Annotated in this window: 17 protein-coding genes; 8 read left to right on the top strand and 9 right to left on the bottom strand. The window is 58.6% G+C overall.

Going from position 1 to position 12,787, the window contains the following annotated elements; translation table 11 throughout:
- Positions 1-149: 149 nt before the first annotated feature.
- Positions 150-602 carry a thiol-disulfide oxidoreductase DCC family protein gene (locus OC71_RS25810; RefSeq protein ID WP_041074706.1) on the top strand — a complete coding sequence of 151 codons (453 nt, stop codon included), beginning with the start codon at positions 150-152 and terminating at the stop codon, positions 600-602.
- Between the two features lie 8 nt (positions 603-610).
- Here the strand turns inward: OC71_RS25810 and OC71_RS25805 are convergent, their stop codons facing one another.
- A complete protein-coding gene (locus OC71_RS25805) occupies positions 611-1,102 on the bottom strand; it encodes a DUF2269 domain-containing protein (RefSeq protein ID WP_041074704.1) in 492 nt (163 codons plus the stop codon).
- Positions 1,103-1,104: 2 nt separating this feature from the next.
- Positions 1,105-2,220, bottom strand: coding sequence for a saccharopine dehydrogenase family protein (locus tag OC71_RS25800; protein WP_041074702.1), 1,116 nt, complete (start codon positions 2,218-2,220; stop codon positions 1,105-1,107).
- Positions 2,221-2,410: 190 nt separating this feature from the next.
- Between OC71_RS25800 and OC71_RS25795 the strand changes: the two genes are divergently transcribed.
- Positions 2,411-3,532, top strand: coding sequence for an SMP-30/gluconolactonase/LRE family protein (locus OC71_RS25795; RefSeq protein WP_041074700.1), 1,122 nt, complete (start codon positions 2,411-2,413; stop codon positions 3,530-3,532).
- A 145-nt stretch (positions 3,533-3,677) separates the two neighbouring features.
- On the opposite strand, the gene OC71_RS25790 is transcribed toward OC71_RS25795, so the two are convergent.
- Entirely contained in the window at positions 3,678-4,757 is a 1,080-nt protein-coding gene (locus tag OC71_RS25790; protein WP_041074698.1) for an SDR family oxidoreductase, read from the bottom strand.
- 74 nt (positions 4,758-4,831) lie between these two features.
- Here OC71_RS25790 and OC71_RS25785 point away from each other — a divergent pair, with 74 nt between their 5' ends.
- Together OC71_RS25785 and OC71_RS25780 are read left to right on the top strand one after the other, a co-directional pair.
- Positions 4,832-5,224, top strand: a complete 393-nt coding sequence (locus tag OC71_RS25785) for a MerR family transcriptional regulator (RefSeq protein WP_041074696.1) — start codon at positions 4,832-4,834, stop codon at positions 5,222-5,224.
- A gap of 124 nt (positions 5,225-5,348) precedes the next feature.
- Positions 5,349-5,867 (top strand): DUF1993 family protein, encoded by a 519-nt coding sequence (locus OC71_RS25780; RefSeq protein WP_041074694.1) that lies wholly within the window; start codon positions 5,349-5,351, stop codon positions 5,865-5,867.
- Positions 5,868-5,886: 19 nt separating this feature from the next.
- Here OC71_RS25780 and OC71_RS25775 read toward each other — a convergent pair whose 3' ends face one another.
- Complete coding sequence (locus OC71_RS25775; protein ID WP_041074692.1) at positions 5,887-6,321, bottom strand: GFA family protein; 435 nt, start codon at positions 6,319-6,321, stop codon at positions 5,887-5,889.
- Positions 6,322-6,485: 164 nt separating this feature from the next.
- Positions 6,486-6,779: a hypothetical protein gene (locus tag OC71_RS25770; protein ID WP_041074690.1), complete on the bottom strand. Its 294-nt coding sequence runs from the start codon at positions 6,777-6,779 to the stop codon at positions 6,486-6,488.
- Between the two features lie 53 nt (positions 6,780-6,832).
- On the opposite strand from OC71_RS25770, the gene OC71_RS25765 reads away from it, so the two are divergent.
- Positions 6,833-7,255 carry an SgcJ/EcaC family oxidoreductase gene (locus OC71_RS25765; RefSeq protein WP_041074689.1) on the top strand — a complete coding sequence of 141 codons (423 nt, stop codon included), beginning with the start codon at positions 6,833-6,835 and terminating at the stop codon, positions 7,253-7,255.
- A gap of 119 nt (positions 7,256-7,374) precedes the next feature.
- Positions 7,375-7,935, top strand: coding sequence for a fasciclin domain-containing protein (locus tag OC71_RS25760; RefSeq protein WP_041074686.1), 561 nt, complete (start codon positions 7,375-7,377; stop codon positions 7,933-7,935).
- Between the two features lie 65 nt (positions 7,936-8,000).
- Here the strand turns inward: OC71_RS25760 and OC71_RS25755 are convergent, their stop codons facing one another.
- The 3 genes from OC71_RS25755 to OC71_RS25745 all read right to left on the bottom strand — a co-directional run bounded on the left by OC71_RS25755 (position 8,001) and on the right by OC71_RS25745 (position 10,737).
- Complete coding sequence (locus tag OC71_RS25755) at positions 8,001-9,233, bottom strand: NADH:flavin oxidoreductase/NADH oxidase family protein (RefSeq protein WP_041074684.1); 1,233 nt, start codon at positions 9,231-9,233, stop codon at positions 8,001-8,003.
- Between the two features lie 255 nt (positions 9,234-9,488).
- Positions 9,489-9,968 carry a MerR family transcriptional regulator gene (locus tag OC71_RS25750; RefSeq protein ID WP_041074683.1) on the bottom strand — a complete coding sequence of 160 codons (480 nt, stop codon included), beginning with the start codon at positions 9,966-9,968 and terminating at the stop codon, positions 9,489-9,491.
- A 73-nt stretch (positions 9,969-10,041) separates the two neighbouring features.
- The gene (locus OC71_RS25745) at positions 10,042-10,737 is read right to left on the bottom strand and encodes a tRNA (adenine(22)-N(1))-methyltransferase TrmK (RefSeq protein ID WP_041074681.1); all 696 of its coding nucleotides are present in this window, start codon (positions 10,735-10,737) and stop codon (positions 10,042-10,044) included.
- Between the two features lie 278 nt (positions 10,738-11,015).
- On the opposite strand from OC71_RS25745, the gene OC71_RS25740 reads away from it, so the two are divergent.
- Complete coding sequence (locus OC71_RS25740; protein WP_041074679.1) at positions 11,016-11,714, top strand: phytanoyl-CoA dioxygenase family protein; 699 nt, start codon at positions 11,016-11,018, stop codon at positions 11,712-11,714.
- A 48-nt stretch (positions 11,715-11,762) separates the two neighbouring features.
- Positions 11,763-11,921 carry a DUF2986 domain-containing protein gene (locus OC71_RS26885; protein WP_065118213.1) on the top strand — a complete coding sequence of 53 codons (159 nt, stop codon included), beginning with the start codon at positions 11,763-11,765 and terminating at the stop codon, positions 11,919-11,921.
- A 26-nt stretch (positions 11,922-11,947) separates the two neighbouring features.
- Here OC71_RS26885 and OC71_RS25735 read toward each other — a convergent pair whose 3' ends face one another.
- On the bottom strand, positions 11,948-12,676 hold the full coding sequence (locus OC71_RS25735) for a class I SAM-dependent methyltransferase (RefSeq protein WP_041074677.1): 729 nt from the start codon (positions 12,674-12,676) through the stop codon (positions 11,948-11,950).
- Between the last annotated feature and the right edge of the window lie 111 nt (positions 12,677-12,787).

The raw sequence follows: 12,787 nt of genomic DNA, 5'->3' as shown, positions 1-12,787 counted from the left end.
AACCGTTAATTTCAGTTTTCTATCAATGCACCGAAAAGCCTGCTTATATATAGACGCAACGTCAGCGGATGCGCAGCATACGGTCCATCACCTGAAACAATTTCCGGTGATGCTTCACAATGACAGCCCAACTGCCTGGATCGCCCCCCATGCCCGATTCCCGAATACGCCCCACTCCAGCCCCCTTGCTCAATCCAGGCGAGACCGTGGTGCTATTCGACGGCGTCTGCAAGCTATGCAACGGCTGGGCGCGTTTTCTGATTCGTCATGACAACAAGCAGCGAGTGCGCCTGGCGGCAGTGCAATCGCCAGAAGGTCAGGCGTTGCTGGCATGGGCCGGTCTTCCGGTCGACGAGTTCGACACGATGGCGGTGATCCGCGACGAGCATTACTGGGTGCGCTCCGATGCGTTCTTCGAAGTGATTGCACAACTGCCGGCTCGTTGGTCGCCGGTCAGGCTTCTGCGAGTTTTCCCACAAGCACTTAGAGACTGGACCTACGACCGCGTGGCACTGAATCGCTATCGGATCTTCGGCAAGTACGACACCTGTCTGTTGCCCGACCCCGATCACGAACGTCGCTTTCTCAAGTCGCCAATGTGAATGCTCCGCTACAGCATCAACTGCAGCCACTGCCCCGGCGTCATTTTCGTCACCATCATCAAGACAATCACGAACATCCCGAGAAACCCGCAAACGCCCATCCAGAACCACTGTCGATAAGCAGCCCGGTAATCAGCATCAACCCCTGCCCCACATTGCACCGCGTCCGCCGCCATCCCTTGCAAACGTTTCTGCAGCAACAGCACCGGCAGCCAGAGCGATCCCACTATCAAGAACAGGATCAGCGACATCAGCACCCAGTCCGTGGTCAAGGGCAACCCGGAAAGCCTTATCAGCCAATAACCCGTCGCGATCTGGATGAAGCCCGCCGGCGTGGTGATCCAGGCGTCATAACGCACCACCATTTTCGCCACATGCGCGATCACTTGTGGATTGGCCGTACGGCTGGCGGCAATCAGGTACAGATAGGAACCCATGCCGAAGCCGAAGAGGAAAATCGCAGCGATGACATGCACGTACTTCACGCTCAGATAAAGCATGCTCACCACATCCCGTCAGAGAACATCACAGACAGGCAAAGATTCTGCGGATCGTTGATCGCTGCCATGTATTCGTCGACGCTGATCTCACCGACACAAGGACGGGCACCCGGTTCGGGCAGGTAACCTCGGGCGATCTTCGCGGCCAGAGCGACGGCAGCACAACTAGGGATCTCCGGCCCCTTGTCATTCAGCGCGGTCAGTTGCGCCGTCATCGACAACGGCAGGTCGTTCATTCCGACACCCCGCACATCTATATACATCGCACTTTTGCCATCACCGAAACGCTCAAACCATGTCCCCCAGCGATGCAACCTGGCAGCCCACACCCTGTGGTCACGCACCAGTCCTTTCCTCATCGCCAGCGCAAACAGATAATTGGCCACGCCGCCGAGCTTGAGGCCAGCGCCAGCCTTGAAACTCAACGTGTGCGCACCAAACCGGCTGGCAAAGATGTCCATGTCCGGTACATCAACATTGGCCAGCGCACGAGTGCCCAGGTTCTGCAGCTTGCGCAGGGTCAGGTCTTCCCAGCCCATCACCTCATGCACTTGACCATTGCGCAGTTGGCGGATCGGTTTGCCCGCATACGCCAGCACCCCCTCGATCGTCGACAACCCCGGCATTTTCGCTGACGAGGAAATGCCGTGCTCGATCGAGTCGATGCGTTTGAAGCGATGGCGCTGCTCATCGATGATCGCCGACGACAGCGTCGGCACCGAACTGCAACCACTGAGGATGGCGACACCGGCCTCTCTCGCTCGGGCATCGAGTACGCCGATGCCATTGACGAACGTCCGGCAGTCCGCCAGATCGCAATAGTTGACGCCCGCTTCGATGCAGCTTTCGGCCACCGCATAGGATTGCCCCTGAAACGGACCGCCCGTGTGAACCACCAGTTGAATATTCATCGCACGCAGAGCAGCGGCGAACCCGGCGCCCATTGCGTCACCACACCAGCGCTCGCAGCTCGCCCCCAACTCAGCGACCTTGCGCTCCAGCTTCTGCGGATCGCGCCCCGAGATCGCCAGTTCGATGCCCGGCATATCGATCAGATGCCGACAAACGATGCTGCCAAAGTTTCCATACCCGCCAACCACCAACACCCTGAGTGCCATCAACGCTTCCCTGAACAATTCAACAACTGCCCCGCAACCGGGCTCGGCGCAGCTTCCCTGATATCACCCGGCCGGGCAAGACAGCATCGGTGAGAGTTAGCGCCATGCCGACCATATCAACTTGTACGATGTCTTATCACAGGGTATTACTACGCCTCCTCAACAAAAATAAAACCACGGAGATCGCTACATGGACTCATTCCTGTCCGCCAAGCCTGGAAGCCTTGATCAAGCGAAAGGCAATACCCGCCGCAGTTTCCTGAAAAAGTCGCTCGCTGTTTCCGCCACGCTCGCCACTGTCGGCAGCGCCGCACTGCCCCGCTTCTCCGATGCCGCCGAACCCTTGAGTCAGCGCTACCCTGATCCACTGATTCACATCCTCGACGACAGCTTCCTGGACCTGCGTATTTTCAACGCCAGTGTTGAAAAACTCGCCACCGGCATGCGCTGGGCCGAAGGACCGGTGTGGGTCGGTGATGGCCGCTATCTATTGGTCAGCGACATCCCCAATAATCGCATCATGCGCTGGGACGAAATCACCGACTCCTTCACGGTGTACCGCGAACACTCAAACTTCTCCAACGGCATGTGCCGGGATCGACAAGGGCGTCTGATCGTTTGCGAAGGCTCCACCACCACTAGCGAAGGGCGCCGCATCACGCGCACCGAACACAATGGCACGATCACCGTGCTGGCCGACAGTTTCGACGGCAAGCCCTTCAACTCACCCAACGACATCGTCTGCAAAAGTGACGGCTCGATCTGGTTCACCGACCCGCCATTCCAAACCGGCAATAACTACGAAGGCCACAAAGTCACCCCGACCCAACCCCACGCCGTGTACCGCATCGACGGCGGGAGCCAAAAAGTCACTCGGGTAATCGACGACCTCAACGGCCCCAACGGCCTGTGCTTTTCTCCCGATGAAAAGACCCTGTATGTCGTCGAAGGTCGCGCCAAGCCAAATCGCTTGATCTGGGCGATTACGGTGAAAGACGACGGCACCCTGGGTGAACGCCGCAAGCACATCGAAGGCTTGGACTATGCCGCGATTGACGGCATCAAATGCGACGAAGCGGGCAACCTGTGGTGCGGCTGGGGCGGTAATGGTGATCCCAAGGCCGACCTGGAAAAACTCGACGGCGTGCGTGTTTTTAATTCGCAGGGCAAGGCCATCGGGCACATTTCGCTGCCAGAGCGCTGCCCCAACCTGTGCTTCGGCGGGCGCGAAGGCAATCGACTGTTCATGGCCAGTAGTCACTCGATCTACTCGTTGTTTGTAAATACGCGTGGGACTACGTTTGCGTTGTAAAAACGACGCCGGTCTCGCGGCAGTTCCGTGAATAGCGAAACAAGATCCTGCCGCGCATCCGAGGCTGCGCGGTGACGATCCTTGTCGCTGAATGGTCGTTCGATAGAATGCCGCCCTGCATCGACGGCGCCGCCCAAGGGAGACGTCAGAGTGCCTGGCCCTTGGCTATGTAATACGCGTTGACGAACGTTGCCGTGTGCTGCAAAGCCTGACGTATGTCCGGTTTGGCCATTCCATGCCTGTTGGCAAATTGCTCGACCGCCGCGGTGTTGAAACGAGTGGTCTGGATAAAGTCCAGGGCTTCGGGTTTTGTATTCAAAAACCACGCGACCGGAGGAATACTCAGTAACCACTTCAGCAGTCGAAGTGAAATGTGATGTTTGGGAGACTTCAAGCCCAAAGGTTTAGCCACCTGTGCCAGGAGTTCTCGCAAGTTTGGCGTTTGATCATCAAGCGCCAGCAGTTCCTCGCCCACCATGGCAGGATCAAAAGCACAAACGGCCACCAGTTCGACCAGATAATCCACGGTGACCAGTGGCAGCCAATGCTCGGCTGAACCGGGCACTGCAGTCAGCTTGCCCTGCACCAGGTTGCGTATCAGCGCCACCAAAGGCTGGCCGTCAAGGATATGCCCCGTGCGGCTGTGGCCACAGACCGTCGCAGGGTGGACAACGGTCATCTCCCCGCCCTTGGCGGACATGACCTGCAGGGTCGCAAAATGCGCCTCCAGTTTGCTTGCCTCGTAACCACCGACACGCCGGTAGACGGCGGGCCAATTCGTCAACTCCGGCTGACGAGGATCAATGCCGATGCGTTGCAGATGTTCATGATTGTTCAGCATGTAGCCGCCGATCATCACTAAACGGCTTTTTTGCTCAGCCGCCAACAGCGCCACACGCTTTGCCCCCTGCACATTCACTGCACGAGACTGCTCCACCGAAAGCCCCCATGCGAAGTGGGCGCCCAGGTGGAAAATGACGCTGGCGCGCCTCAGCACCTCCTGATCAACCAGGCTCAGCCCGAGATTGTCCTGCTCCAGATCCCCGGCCACGGCAAACACCCGTGTCGCGCACCCGCCTAAACTATCAACTTGCTCGCGCAACGCAGCCAGCCGCTCCGGGCGACGCATCAACACCCGAAGGGTGTGACCTTTTGCACTCAGGTTCGCCAGCAAATGTTGACCGATAAAGCCGGTTCCCCCCGTGACAAAGCACTCCACGCTCATTTCCCTGTTCCTTGTTGAAGGTGAGAAATCCAGCGTAAAGTATCGACCCAACTCTACAGTCAAGCGGTGTTTTCATGAAAATCGGCGAACTCGAGGCTCGCAGCGGCGCCAGCCGTCATACCTTGCGTTACTACGAGCAGATCGGCCTGATCTCACCGCTGCGGCAAACCAACAACTATCGTGTCTACACCGAGCAAACCCTGCAGGATCTGGATTTTATCCAGCGCGCGCAAAGCATGGGATTTTCCCTGGGAGAAATAGGCGAGATTCTGGATGCGCAGCGCAACAAGCTGATCGATTGTGCTGACGGCGCGAAGCTGATTGAAAAGAAGATGGCCGAAATCAAACAGAAAATTGCCAACCTCCAAAGCATTCATCGGTATCTGGATGTAGAGCGTGCGACCCTTGAAGCGAGTGCTGCCAGGCAACTTGAGCTTCAACAGTTGAGCGACGCTGCTAATCATTGAACCTACGGCAAATGCCGTGGGGAGGTTCCTGCGCAAAGTGTGCTGTCGCGGTTATTTTCGACAGCAAATCGACTACCCTTCGCCACCGAGGTCTCACCTTTGAATGACTACACAGGGAATAACCATGTCGATCCATGCAATGACCCTTCCTCGTTTCGCTCAGATGTTGCGCTCGCTGGCGGCCATCCTGTCCAAGAGCGAGGCTTACGCCCTTGAGCGCGGCTACGACGCGCAAGTTCTGCTCGACGCACGTCTGGCCCCGGACATGCACAACCTCGCGACGCAAGTTCAATACACCTGCACCCAGGCACAGGACGCCGTGCAGCGGCTGACACAACAACCGCTGACCAGACTCACACCGCCCGAAAACATGGCGGCGGCCAAGGCATTGATCGACAGCACACTGGAGATGCTGGCGGCGGCAGATCCGGCGCAGATTGACGCCAGCGCGGACAAGAAAATCGCCCTCGATCTGCAAAACGGCATCGCCTTCGACATGACCGGCCGCGAATACGCCGTGGACTGGGCGATGCCGCAGTTCTACTTTCACCTGATCACCGCGTACAACATCCTGCGCCACAACGGTGTGCCGCTGGGCAAGGCGGATTATGTGCAACACATGTTTGCGTATCTAAGGAAGTAATTGCAGCGCGAGCTTCGGGTCAATCAGGATTGACCCGGAGTTTTTGCAGAAGAAACGCCAGTGACTCCACCGCCCCGTGATAACTCTGCGTTGAACGCTGCGTATCCCATGACATGGCATCGTCCACACAGAAATCGCCAACGCATTCCATGCTCAGATCCTCATCAAGCAGTCCGAGCGGAATCCACACGTAAGGCGATTCGCGAAGTGGGTTGGGCACGGTCGAGCCGCACTGTGCGCAGAAGTCGTTTCTGTAGCCGCTGGATTTGATCCAACTGTTGATCGAGTCCTGCCCTGCGTCCCAACGAAAGTCCCGAGCGCTGACCAGAGTAGCGAGGTTGAACCCGACACCGGTCTGTTTGCGGCACAGTGAGCAGTGGCAGCGATAGAAAAAGCGCGGTTCCACCGTGAGGGAAAAGCGTACTGCCGCGCAAAGACACTGCCCTGTTGTCATGGGGACCTCCTTGGAAATGATTGATCAGGCGCTGGCGTCAGGTTTAGAAACAAGCGCGCCGGCAGAACCTCAGCTTACAGACAGAATGTATTGCGCCAGGCGTTGACAGAGATTTGAATGGAATCGTCTATCGAGAGGGCGATCCTTCCCTTTGCGCTCAAAGCCTAAATCAGCTTTTCGACCAAAACCGTGTCCGCTTCGATAGACATGTCGCCAAAATCACCCTCGAGAGATAGAACGTTTTCAACAAAGCTGATCCCTTCCAGCTCTCCGAGGACGCGAGAATTTTGAATGTGCAGAGCACCGAGACTGATGGGCAACTCTGCGCCATCGATATTCCACGCCGTCAGTTTGCATCGGCAGCCGTCCTTCAGGCTGACGACCATTTCGAAACAGCGATGTGCCTGATCCAACGTGAACGATAAAACGTCGCTACTTTCGAGCGCTTGTACATCCATACTGAGTTTCTTATGTTCAAAAGCGCATTCTAACGATCTGCGAGGCCCCGGCCATGACTCAGATAAAAAAACCCGAAGACGCTCCAGGCGCATTCCAGGCAGCCTGGAACGCTCACGACATGGCGGCACTCGGAGCTCTGTTCGATCCGCAAGCGACGTTCGTCAATCGTTTCGGCCACTTCGTTCGGGGCGTCGAGCAGATCGTTGCGCTGCACGCGCCCATTCACCAGACGATCTATCGTGACTCCACTCTTGAGAATGAACTGATCGATATCGATCCTGTGGCTGACGGGGTTGAGATCATTCATTTCTGGAGTCGTTTGTCGGCCGGAGCTGCACATCCGGCCGGGGCGCATGTGGTGGATACGCTGATTCTCGCGGTGCTGATCAGGCAGAACGAGGCTTGGCGCATCAGAGCGCTGGAGAATGTGACCCTGACCAACCCGCGCACAGGTGAAGCCACCCTGCGTGATTAGCGGTAATCCGTTTCGGCGTACCGCAAAAGGTTTTTCGCTGCATGCTGCATCCGTTTCACCCCCTGCTCCGTATATTCAACACCCTCATTCGAAGGGTCGAAGAATCAAGGAGACGCACCATGCACATGCTCATCAAACGCCTTGCTGTCGCTTGCTTCACCCTGCTCTGCCTCGGCGCCGGGTCCAGCTTTGCCGCCGATACCGTGATGGTTGGCGGCGCGGCCATGTATCCGACGAAGACCATCGTCGAAAACGCAGTCAACTCCAAGGATCACACGACCCTGGTCGCTGCGGTCAAGGCCGCCGGGCTGGTGGATACGCTCAACAGCAAGGGCCCGTTCACGGTCTTCGCTCCTACCAACGAAGCCTTCGCAAAACTGCCCGCCGGCACGGTCGATACCTTGGTCAAGCCTGAACACAAGGTGGACCTGACGAAGATCCTGACTTACCACGTCGTGGCCGGCACTCACACTGCCAAACAGCTGATGGACGACGCCAAAATGCACGGCGGCAAAGTGATGCTGAAAACCGTCCAGGGCGAATCGCTGACCGTGATGCTGCACGACGGCAAGCTGTGGGTGCAGGACGCCAAAGGCGGCAAGGCGGCCATTACCATCGCGGATGTCATGCAATCCAATGGCGTGATTCATGTGGTCGATACGGTGCTGATGCCGAACTGACCGGTTGACGTGGGCGGGCTCTCGTCAGAGCGTCCGCCAACGTCACGATTGAAATGCCTTGCGACTCACGCCGAACGCTTTTCCACCCAGCGTCGATATTGCCGAGTGCGAAACGCCATGCCGATCTGCTGCAGTATCAGCGCGCGCAACGGTGACACCCCCGGATCAGGCTTTTTCGCCCGACTGAGTTTACCCAGCTGAAACTTCACCACCGCCATGTTCGCCAGGGCGGCGACGGCCTTGTTTTTCCAAGTGATCGGCGGCAATTGCGGGGCGTTGTCCTTGCCCTGCTGCCAGTCGCGCGGCAGGTACGGATCGATGGCCAACGCGGTGCCGATGCCGACCATGTCCACACCACTCTGCACGACGCTTTCGGCCACCGGGCGACGACGAATGCCCCCCGTGACCATCACCGGCATTTTCGCAACGGTCTGGATGTCCCGGGCAAACTCGACGAAATAGGCCTCACGAGCCAACGTGCGACCATCGCGCGCCTCACCCTGCATGGCCGGGACTTCGTAGCTACCACCGGACAGTTCCACCAGATCCACGCCCAGATCGTTGAGCAACTCAACCACCTTTTTCGCGTCGTCAGCGGTGAATCCGCCGCGCTGGAAATCGGCAGAATTGAGTTTGACCGCTACGGCAAACTCTGCAGAAACCACTGCCCTGACTGCCTTGACAATCTCGACCAATAACCGCGCACGGTTCTGCAGAGAGCCGCCCCACTCGTCCGTCCTTTGATTGGTCAGTGGCGAGAGAAAATGGCTCAACAGATAGCCATGAGCGGCGTGGATTTCCACCCCAGTGAAGCCGGCCTGTTCACCGAGGCGTGCGGTGTTCGCAAAGCGCTGGATGACGTCCTCAATCACACTGGCGGTCATGGCGTGGGGCGTGGCGAAACGCTTGGACAGTTTGCCCAGGTCCAGCGGCACCGCTGACGGCGCCCAGGTTTTCTGCCCGAGGTTGGACTGCATCTGGCGCCCCGGATGATTGATCTGCAACCAGAACTGCGCACCGGCAGAACGGCCGATCCGCGCCCAGCGCTTGAACTTGTCGAGTTGCTGATCATCTTGCAGCACCACGCCGCCCGGCCCGGTCATCGCGCGGCCGTCGACCATCACGTTGCCGGTGATGATCAGCCCGGCACCGCCATCGGCCCACGCCTGATACAGACGCATCAATTCTGCGGAGGGTGCCTGGTCGGCGTCCGCCATGTTTTCTTCCATGGCGGCTTTGGCGATACGGTTCTTGATGGTCGAACCGTTGGGTAAGGTCAGGGGGTCGAACACATTCATGGAGCAGTCCTCAACTGGAGATGAGGCCACCATAAGATTGAAGTCAACTTTAAGGTCAATGACTTTTTTCAAGGTGATTTCGCTGACTCATGCGCAGGCTCCATAGGACCTGATAGCAGCGTTATTGCCTTGCCCAATCAGCTTCAGACGCTAGCGTTAACGTCAGGTTGAGGCTCAAGTAAAAGTCCGATGCCATCAGCAAAAATTATTCGCAGCAGCGGGGTTGACCTTAAAGCGAGGTTTAAGGTGAGCCCGTCAGACTCTGGATGCCTGACGGGCGTTGGCTTTTCTTGCCGCAGCTGCTGGCTGCTTGTCGGGCGCAGAAGCCACGCCGTCTTCGCGCAGCCGATGGATCAGCATCTGCGCATTGTCAGCACACGCCATCCCCGCAGGCTTATCCTCGATCCCCTTGATGGCCCGCAGCAACTGCTCCTTGTTCTGCGCCAGTCGCTGCTGCAGGACTTCGATTTCATCGACTTTTCGCTTCAAGCCACTGAGCAATTGGTCGTGCTGCCAACCGCTGGCATTCATCGGCATCAACTGACGGATTTCCTCCAGGGAGAAACCCGCCGCCTGCGCGCCGGTGATGATCTGCAATACCCACTGAGTGTCAGGTGCGTAATCGCGATAGCCATTGGCTTTGCGCGCGACCGAAGTGATCAACCCGCTCGCTTCGTAGAAGCGGATGCGCGAAGGCGCCAGTCCGCTGATTTTCGCCAGTTCACCGATTCTCATGTCCGACTCCGCAAGCACGTTAACCTTGAAGCTGACTTTAAACCTGAAGGAGCGCAAGCGCCAACACGGCAGATCAAGCCAACAACTCAGTGATCCACTGAATCTGTCGCGAAATTTCTTCCAGTTTTTCCTCGGGCACTTCCTGGCGCGCCTGTTTGAAACTGGTCAGGGTTTTCTGTCTCTGCCGTAAGAGACGCTGCCACTTGGCGATGAATGCCGGGCTGCGTGCTTGCATCAGCAACGGGCCGAAGTACAACTGTTCGGCGCTGTAGCTCACCGGGGCGCCGCGCTCGGCGACGATGATTTCGTAGAAGAAACGGTTTTCCTGCAGCACTTCCTCGTCGAGGATGCGGTAGCCGTTGTCCATCAGCCATTGGCGCAGGGGTTGCTCGCCGCCGTTGGGTTGCAGGATCAGCCGCTCATGACCGCGCAGACGCGCCTTGCCGCCGTCAAGAATGTCGCGAATCGTCTCGCCGCCCATGCCACAAAGGCTGATCGCGGAAATCTCGTCGTCCGGCTCGATCGCCGCCAGGCCACTGGCCAGACGCACAGTGATGAACGGCTGAAGATCGTTGTCGCGCACCGTGCGCACCGCGGCATGGAACGGTGTCTGCGCTACCTCGCCGGCCACCGCCGCAACGATGGCGCCACGGCGCATCAGAGCCACCGGCAGATAGCCGTGATCCGAGCCGATATCCGCCAACCGCGCGCCAGCCGGTACATGCGCCGCCACCCGCTCCAGTCGCATGGACAATGTGTGTTCGTTCAACTGCCGCCCTCTTCCCCAGCCATCGCCGGCACTGCTGGCCGGACAAGGGGCGCGACTCTAGCGGGCGGTGGCGGGTATTTCAAATCCGGACGCGCGCGCCGGTGTTCCGACGTAGCCTCGATGCAGAGGCGCATGCGTCGGCTATCCTCATTGCAACCGGTCTACGAATCTGCGCGCAGTCCTGTCGCAAAACAACACATGCACTCTTGGAAAAGATCAATCTTGAACACAGCCCTCGGCGCGCTGCTGACCAGCGATTTCCTGATGTTAACGAAGCCATGATCGAGCGCGAGCAGCTTCACCGGCAAGGTTACGCGCTGCTGCGCGATGCGATCCCGGGGAATTGGCTCGCCGACCTGCGCGCGGTATTCGATGCAAATGTGCAAGCTTCGGAACACTGGCCGGTCCCGCGCGGCATGGACTGGCGCCATTCGCTGCTGGACCTGGATGCAACGGTGCAAGCGGTGTGTCGCTTGCCGCAGGTTCTGACGGTGGCAGGCGAGTTGATTGGCGAACGCTACTTCCTGTCCCAGGTCGAGGGTCGCGAACCGCTGGCCGGCGGTGGCCATCAGCAACTGCACCGCGACTTGTCGATTCAGCGGCCCGGCGACATGGTCAACGCCATCGCCTTTTTCGACGACTACGGCCCCGACAACGGCGCCACGCGCATCGTCCCGGGCAGTCACCGACCTTCACCACAACAGCCACCATTCGACCCCAACGACGAGACTGCAGTCGTGCAGCTTTCAGGGACTGCGGGGGACATTTTGCTGTTTGACGTCGATCTGATCCACGCGGGCAGTCGCAACGTGAATGGCGCACGTCGGCGCTCTATTCTGATCAACTATTGCGCGCAGGCACTGTATAGGACGCAGCTGGAAACAGCGGGCTTGCGCGGTGTGCGAATGGACACCCGTGAGCAGTTTGATCCCGCATCGCTGCAACAGGCTCGCCAAATGGCTGCGACCCGGATTTAATGCGCGCTTGATGGGCACATGCCCGGCTCCACTTCACCGAGTAGAAACATGAACCGCCAAAAGAAACTGCAGCAGTTGTTCAAGGAAAAGGCCAAAAAGGCCAGCGCCAAACTGGCGCCGAAAAAGCCCAAATACATCAGCAAGGCCGACCGCGCAAAGATGGCTGCCGAAGCGGCCGCCGAACCGGTTGAGAGCAGCGAGAGCTGATTCTGCAATTCAGGTTTCGATCACACTCAGTCGGCTGAGAGAGGCTGTCGGCACGCCAGCCACGCGCCCCAGAACAGACTGCTGAAGAAGCGCGTCGCCTGGCCGAATCCCGCCTTATGCAACAACGCCTGAACCGCTGCTTCGGAATGCGGCGGATCCGCGCCCTGCAGGATTTTCCCGAGCTTGGCGGCCACCTCCTCAGCACTCGCGCCTTGCTGCCGCCATCTCTGCCCCCACGCCTGCAGCAATAACGGTTGGCTGGCATAGGCGTAATGATTGCCCGCCACAATCAGCGGTGCGCCCGGTTTCAGCCGCGCCTGGACCGAGCACAGGATGTGTTGTTTGGGTTCGTCACCCTTGAGGTGATGAAGCACGCCGATCAATGTTGCCGCATCGAAGGATGGGGCGGCCGGCAAGTCATCGACATGCCCGAGATACAGCTGCGTTCTGTGCAGTAATTCATGGACCTTCAATTGCTGCGTCGCGGCGTCCAGCATGGGTGCCGAAGGATCGACAGCGGTGAAACACCAGTCCGGCTCCAGCGCGGCCATTGCGATGATTTCCTGCGCCGTACCCCCCGCGCCCACCACCAGCACGTTTGCCGCCCGCGCCGGGCCGAGCGTAGCCGCCAACATGCAAGCCGCCAGATCGTGACAGGCGTCGTAACCGGCCAGTGCGATACGGCTCTGTCTGGCGTACTCGCTGGCGCGCGAGGTGTCGAATTTTGCTGCAGGGTTGGTCGAGGATGAGGCCACGATGATTCTCCTTGTCGTTGGGGCACGCTACGCCGGGAAACGAGACAAGAAAAATCGAATCATTTCATAGGCCACGTTCCTGCCGGGAATAGGGATCGGCTGTAGCTTAAA

The organism is Pseudomonas sp. W15Feb9B (genome assembly GCF_000828175.1).
GTDB lineage: Bacteria > Pseudomonadota > Gammaproteobacteria > Pseudomonadales > Pseudomonadaceae > Aquipseudomonas > Aquipseudomonas parakoreensis.
The sequence above is the reverse complement of the archived record's forward strand: the minus strand, read 5'-3'. Positions and strand labels throughout refer to the sequence as shown.

Coding starts and splice junctions, on each gene's coding strand:
- OC71_RS25760 (WP_041074686.1), top strand. CDS start 7,375: ATGCACATGCTCATCAAACGCCTTGCTGTCGCTTGCTTCACCCTGCTC.
- OC71_RS25755 (WP_041074684.1), bottom strand. CDS start 9,233: ATGAATGTGTTCGACCCCCTGACCTTACCCAACGGTTCGACCATCAAG.
- OC71_RS25790 (WP_041074698.1), bottom strand. CDS start 4,757: ATGAGCGTGGAGTGCTTTGTCACGGGGGGAACCGGCTTTATCGGTCAA.
- OC71_RS26885 (WP_065118213.1), top strand. CDS start 11,763: ATGAACCGCCAAAAGAAACTGCAGCAGTTGTTCAAGGAAAAGGCCAAA.
- OC71_RS25770 (WP_041074690.1), bottom strand. CDS start 6,779: ATGGATGTACAAGCGCTCGAAAGTAGCGACGTTTTATCGTTCACGTTG.
- OC71_RS25805 (WP_041074704.1), bottom strand. CDS start 1,102: ATGCTTTATCTGAGCGTGAAGTACGTGCATGTCATCGCTGCGATTTTC.
- OC71_RS25775 (WP_041074692.1), bottom strand. CDS start 6,321: ATGACAACAGGGCAGTGTCTTTGCGCGGCAGTACGCTTTTCCCTCACG.
- OC71_RS25765 (WP_041074689.1), top strand. CDS start 6,833: ATGACTCAGATAAAAAAACCCGAAGACGCTCCAGGCGCATTCCAGGCA.
- OC71_RS25785 (WP_041074696.1), top strand. CDS start 4,832: ATGAAAATCGGCGAACTCGAGGCTCGCAGCGGCGCCAGCCGTCATACC.
- OC71_RS25800 (WP_041074702.1), bottom strand. CDS start 2,220: ATGGCACTCAGGGTGTTGGTGGTTGGCGGGTATGGAAACTTTGGCAGC.
- OC71_RS25810 (WP_041074706.1), top strand. CDS start 150: ATGCCCGATTCCCGAATACGCCCCACTCCAGCCCCCTTGCTCAATCCA.
- OC71_RS25795 (WP_041074700.1), top strand. CDS start 2,411: ATGGACTCATTCCTGTCCGCCAAGCCTGGAAGCCTTGATCAAGCGAAA.
- OC71_RS25740 (WP_041074679.1), top strand. CDS start 11,016: ATGATCGAGCGCGAGCAGCTTCACCGGCAAGGTTACGCGCTGCTGCGC.
- OC71_RS25750 (WP_041074683.1), bottom strand. CDS start 9,968: ATGAGAATCGGTGAACTGGCGAAAATCAGCGGACTGGCGCCTTCGCGC.
- OC71_RS25780 (WP_041074694.1), top strand. CDS start 5,349: ATGTCGATCCATGCAATGACCCTTCCTCGTTTCGCTCAGATGTTGCGC.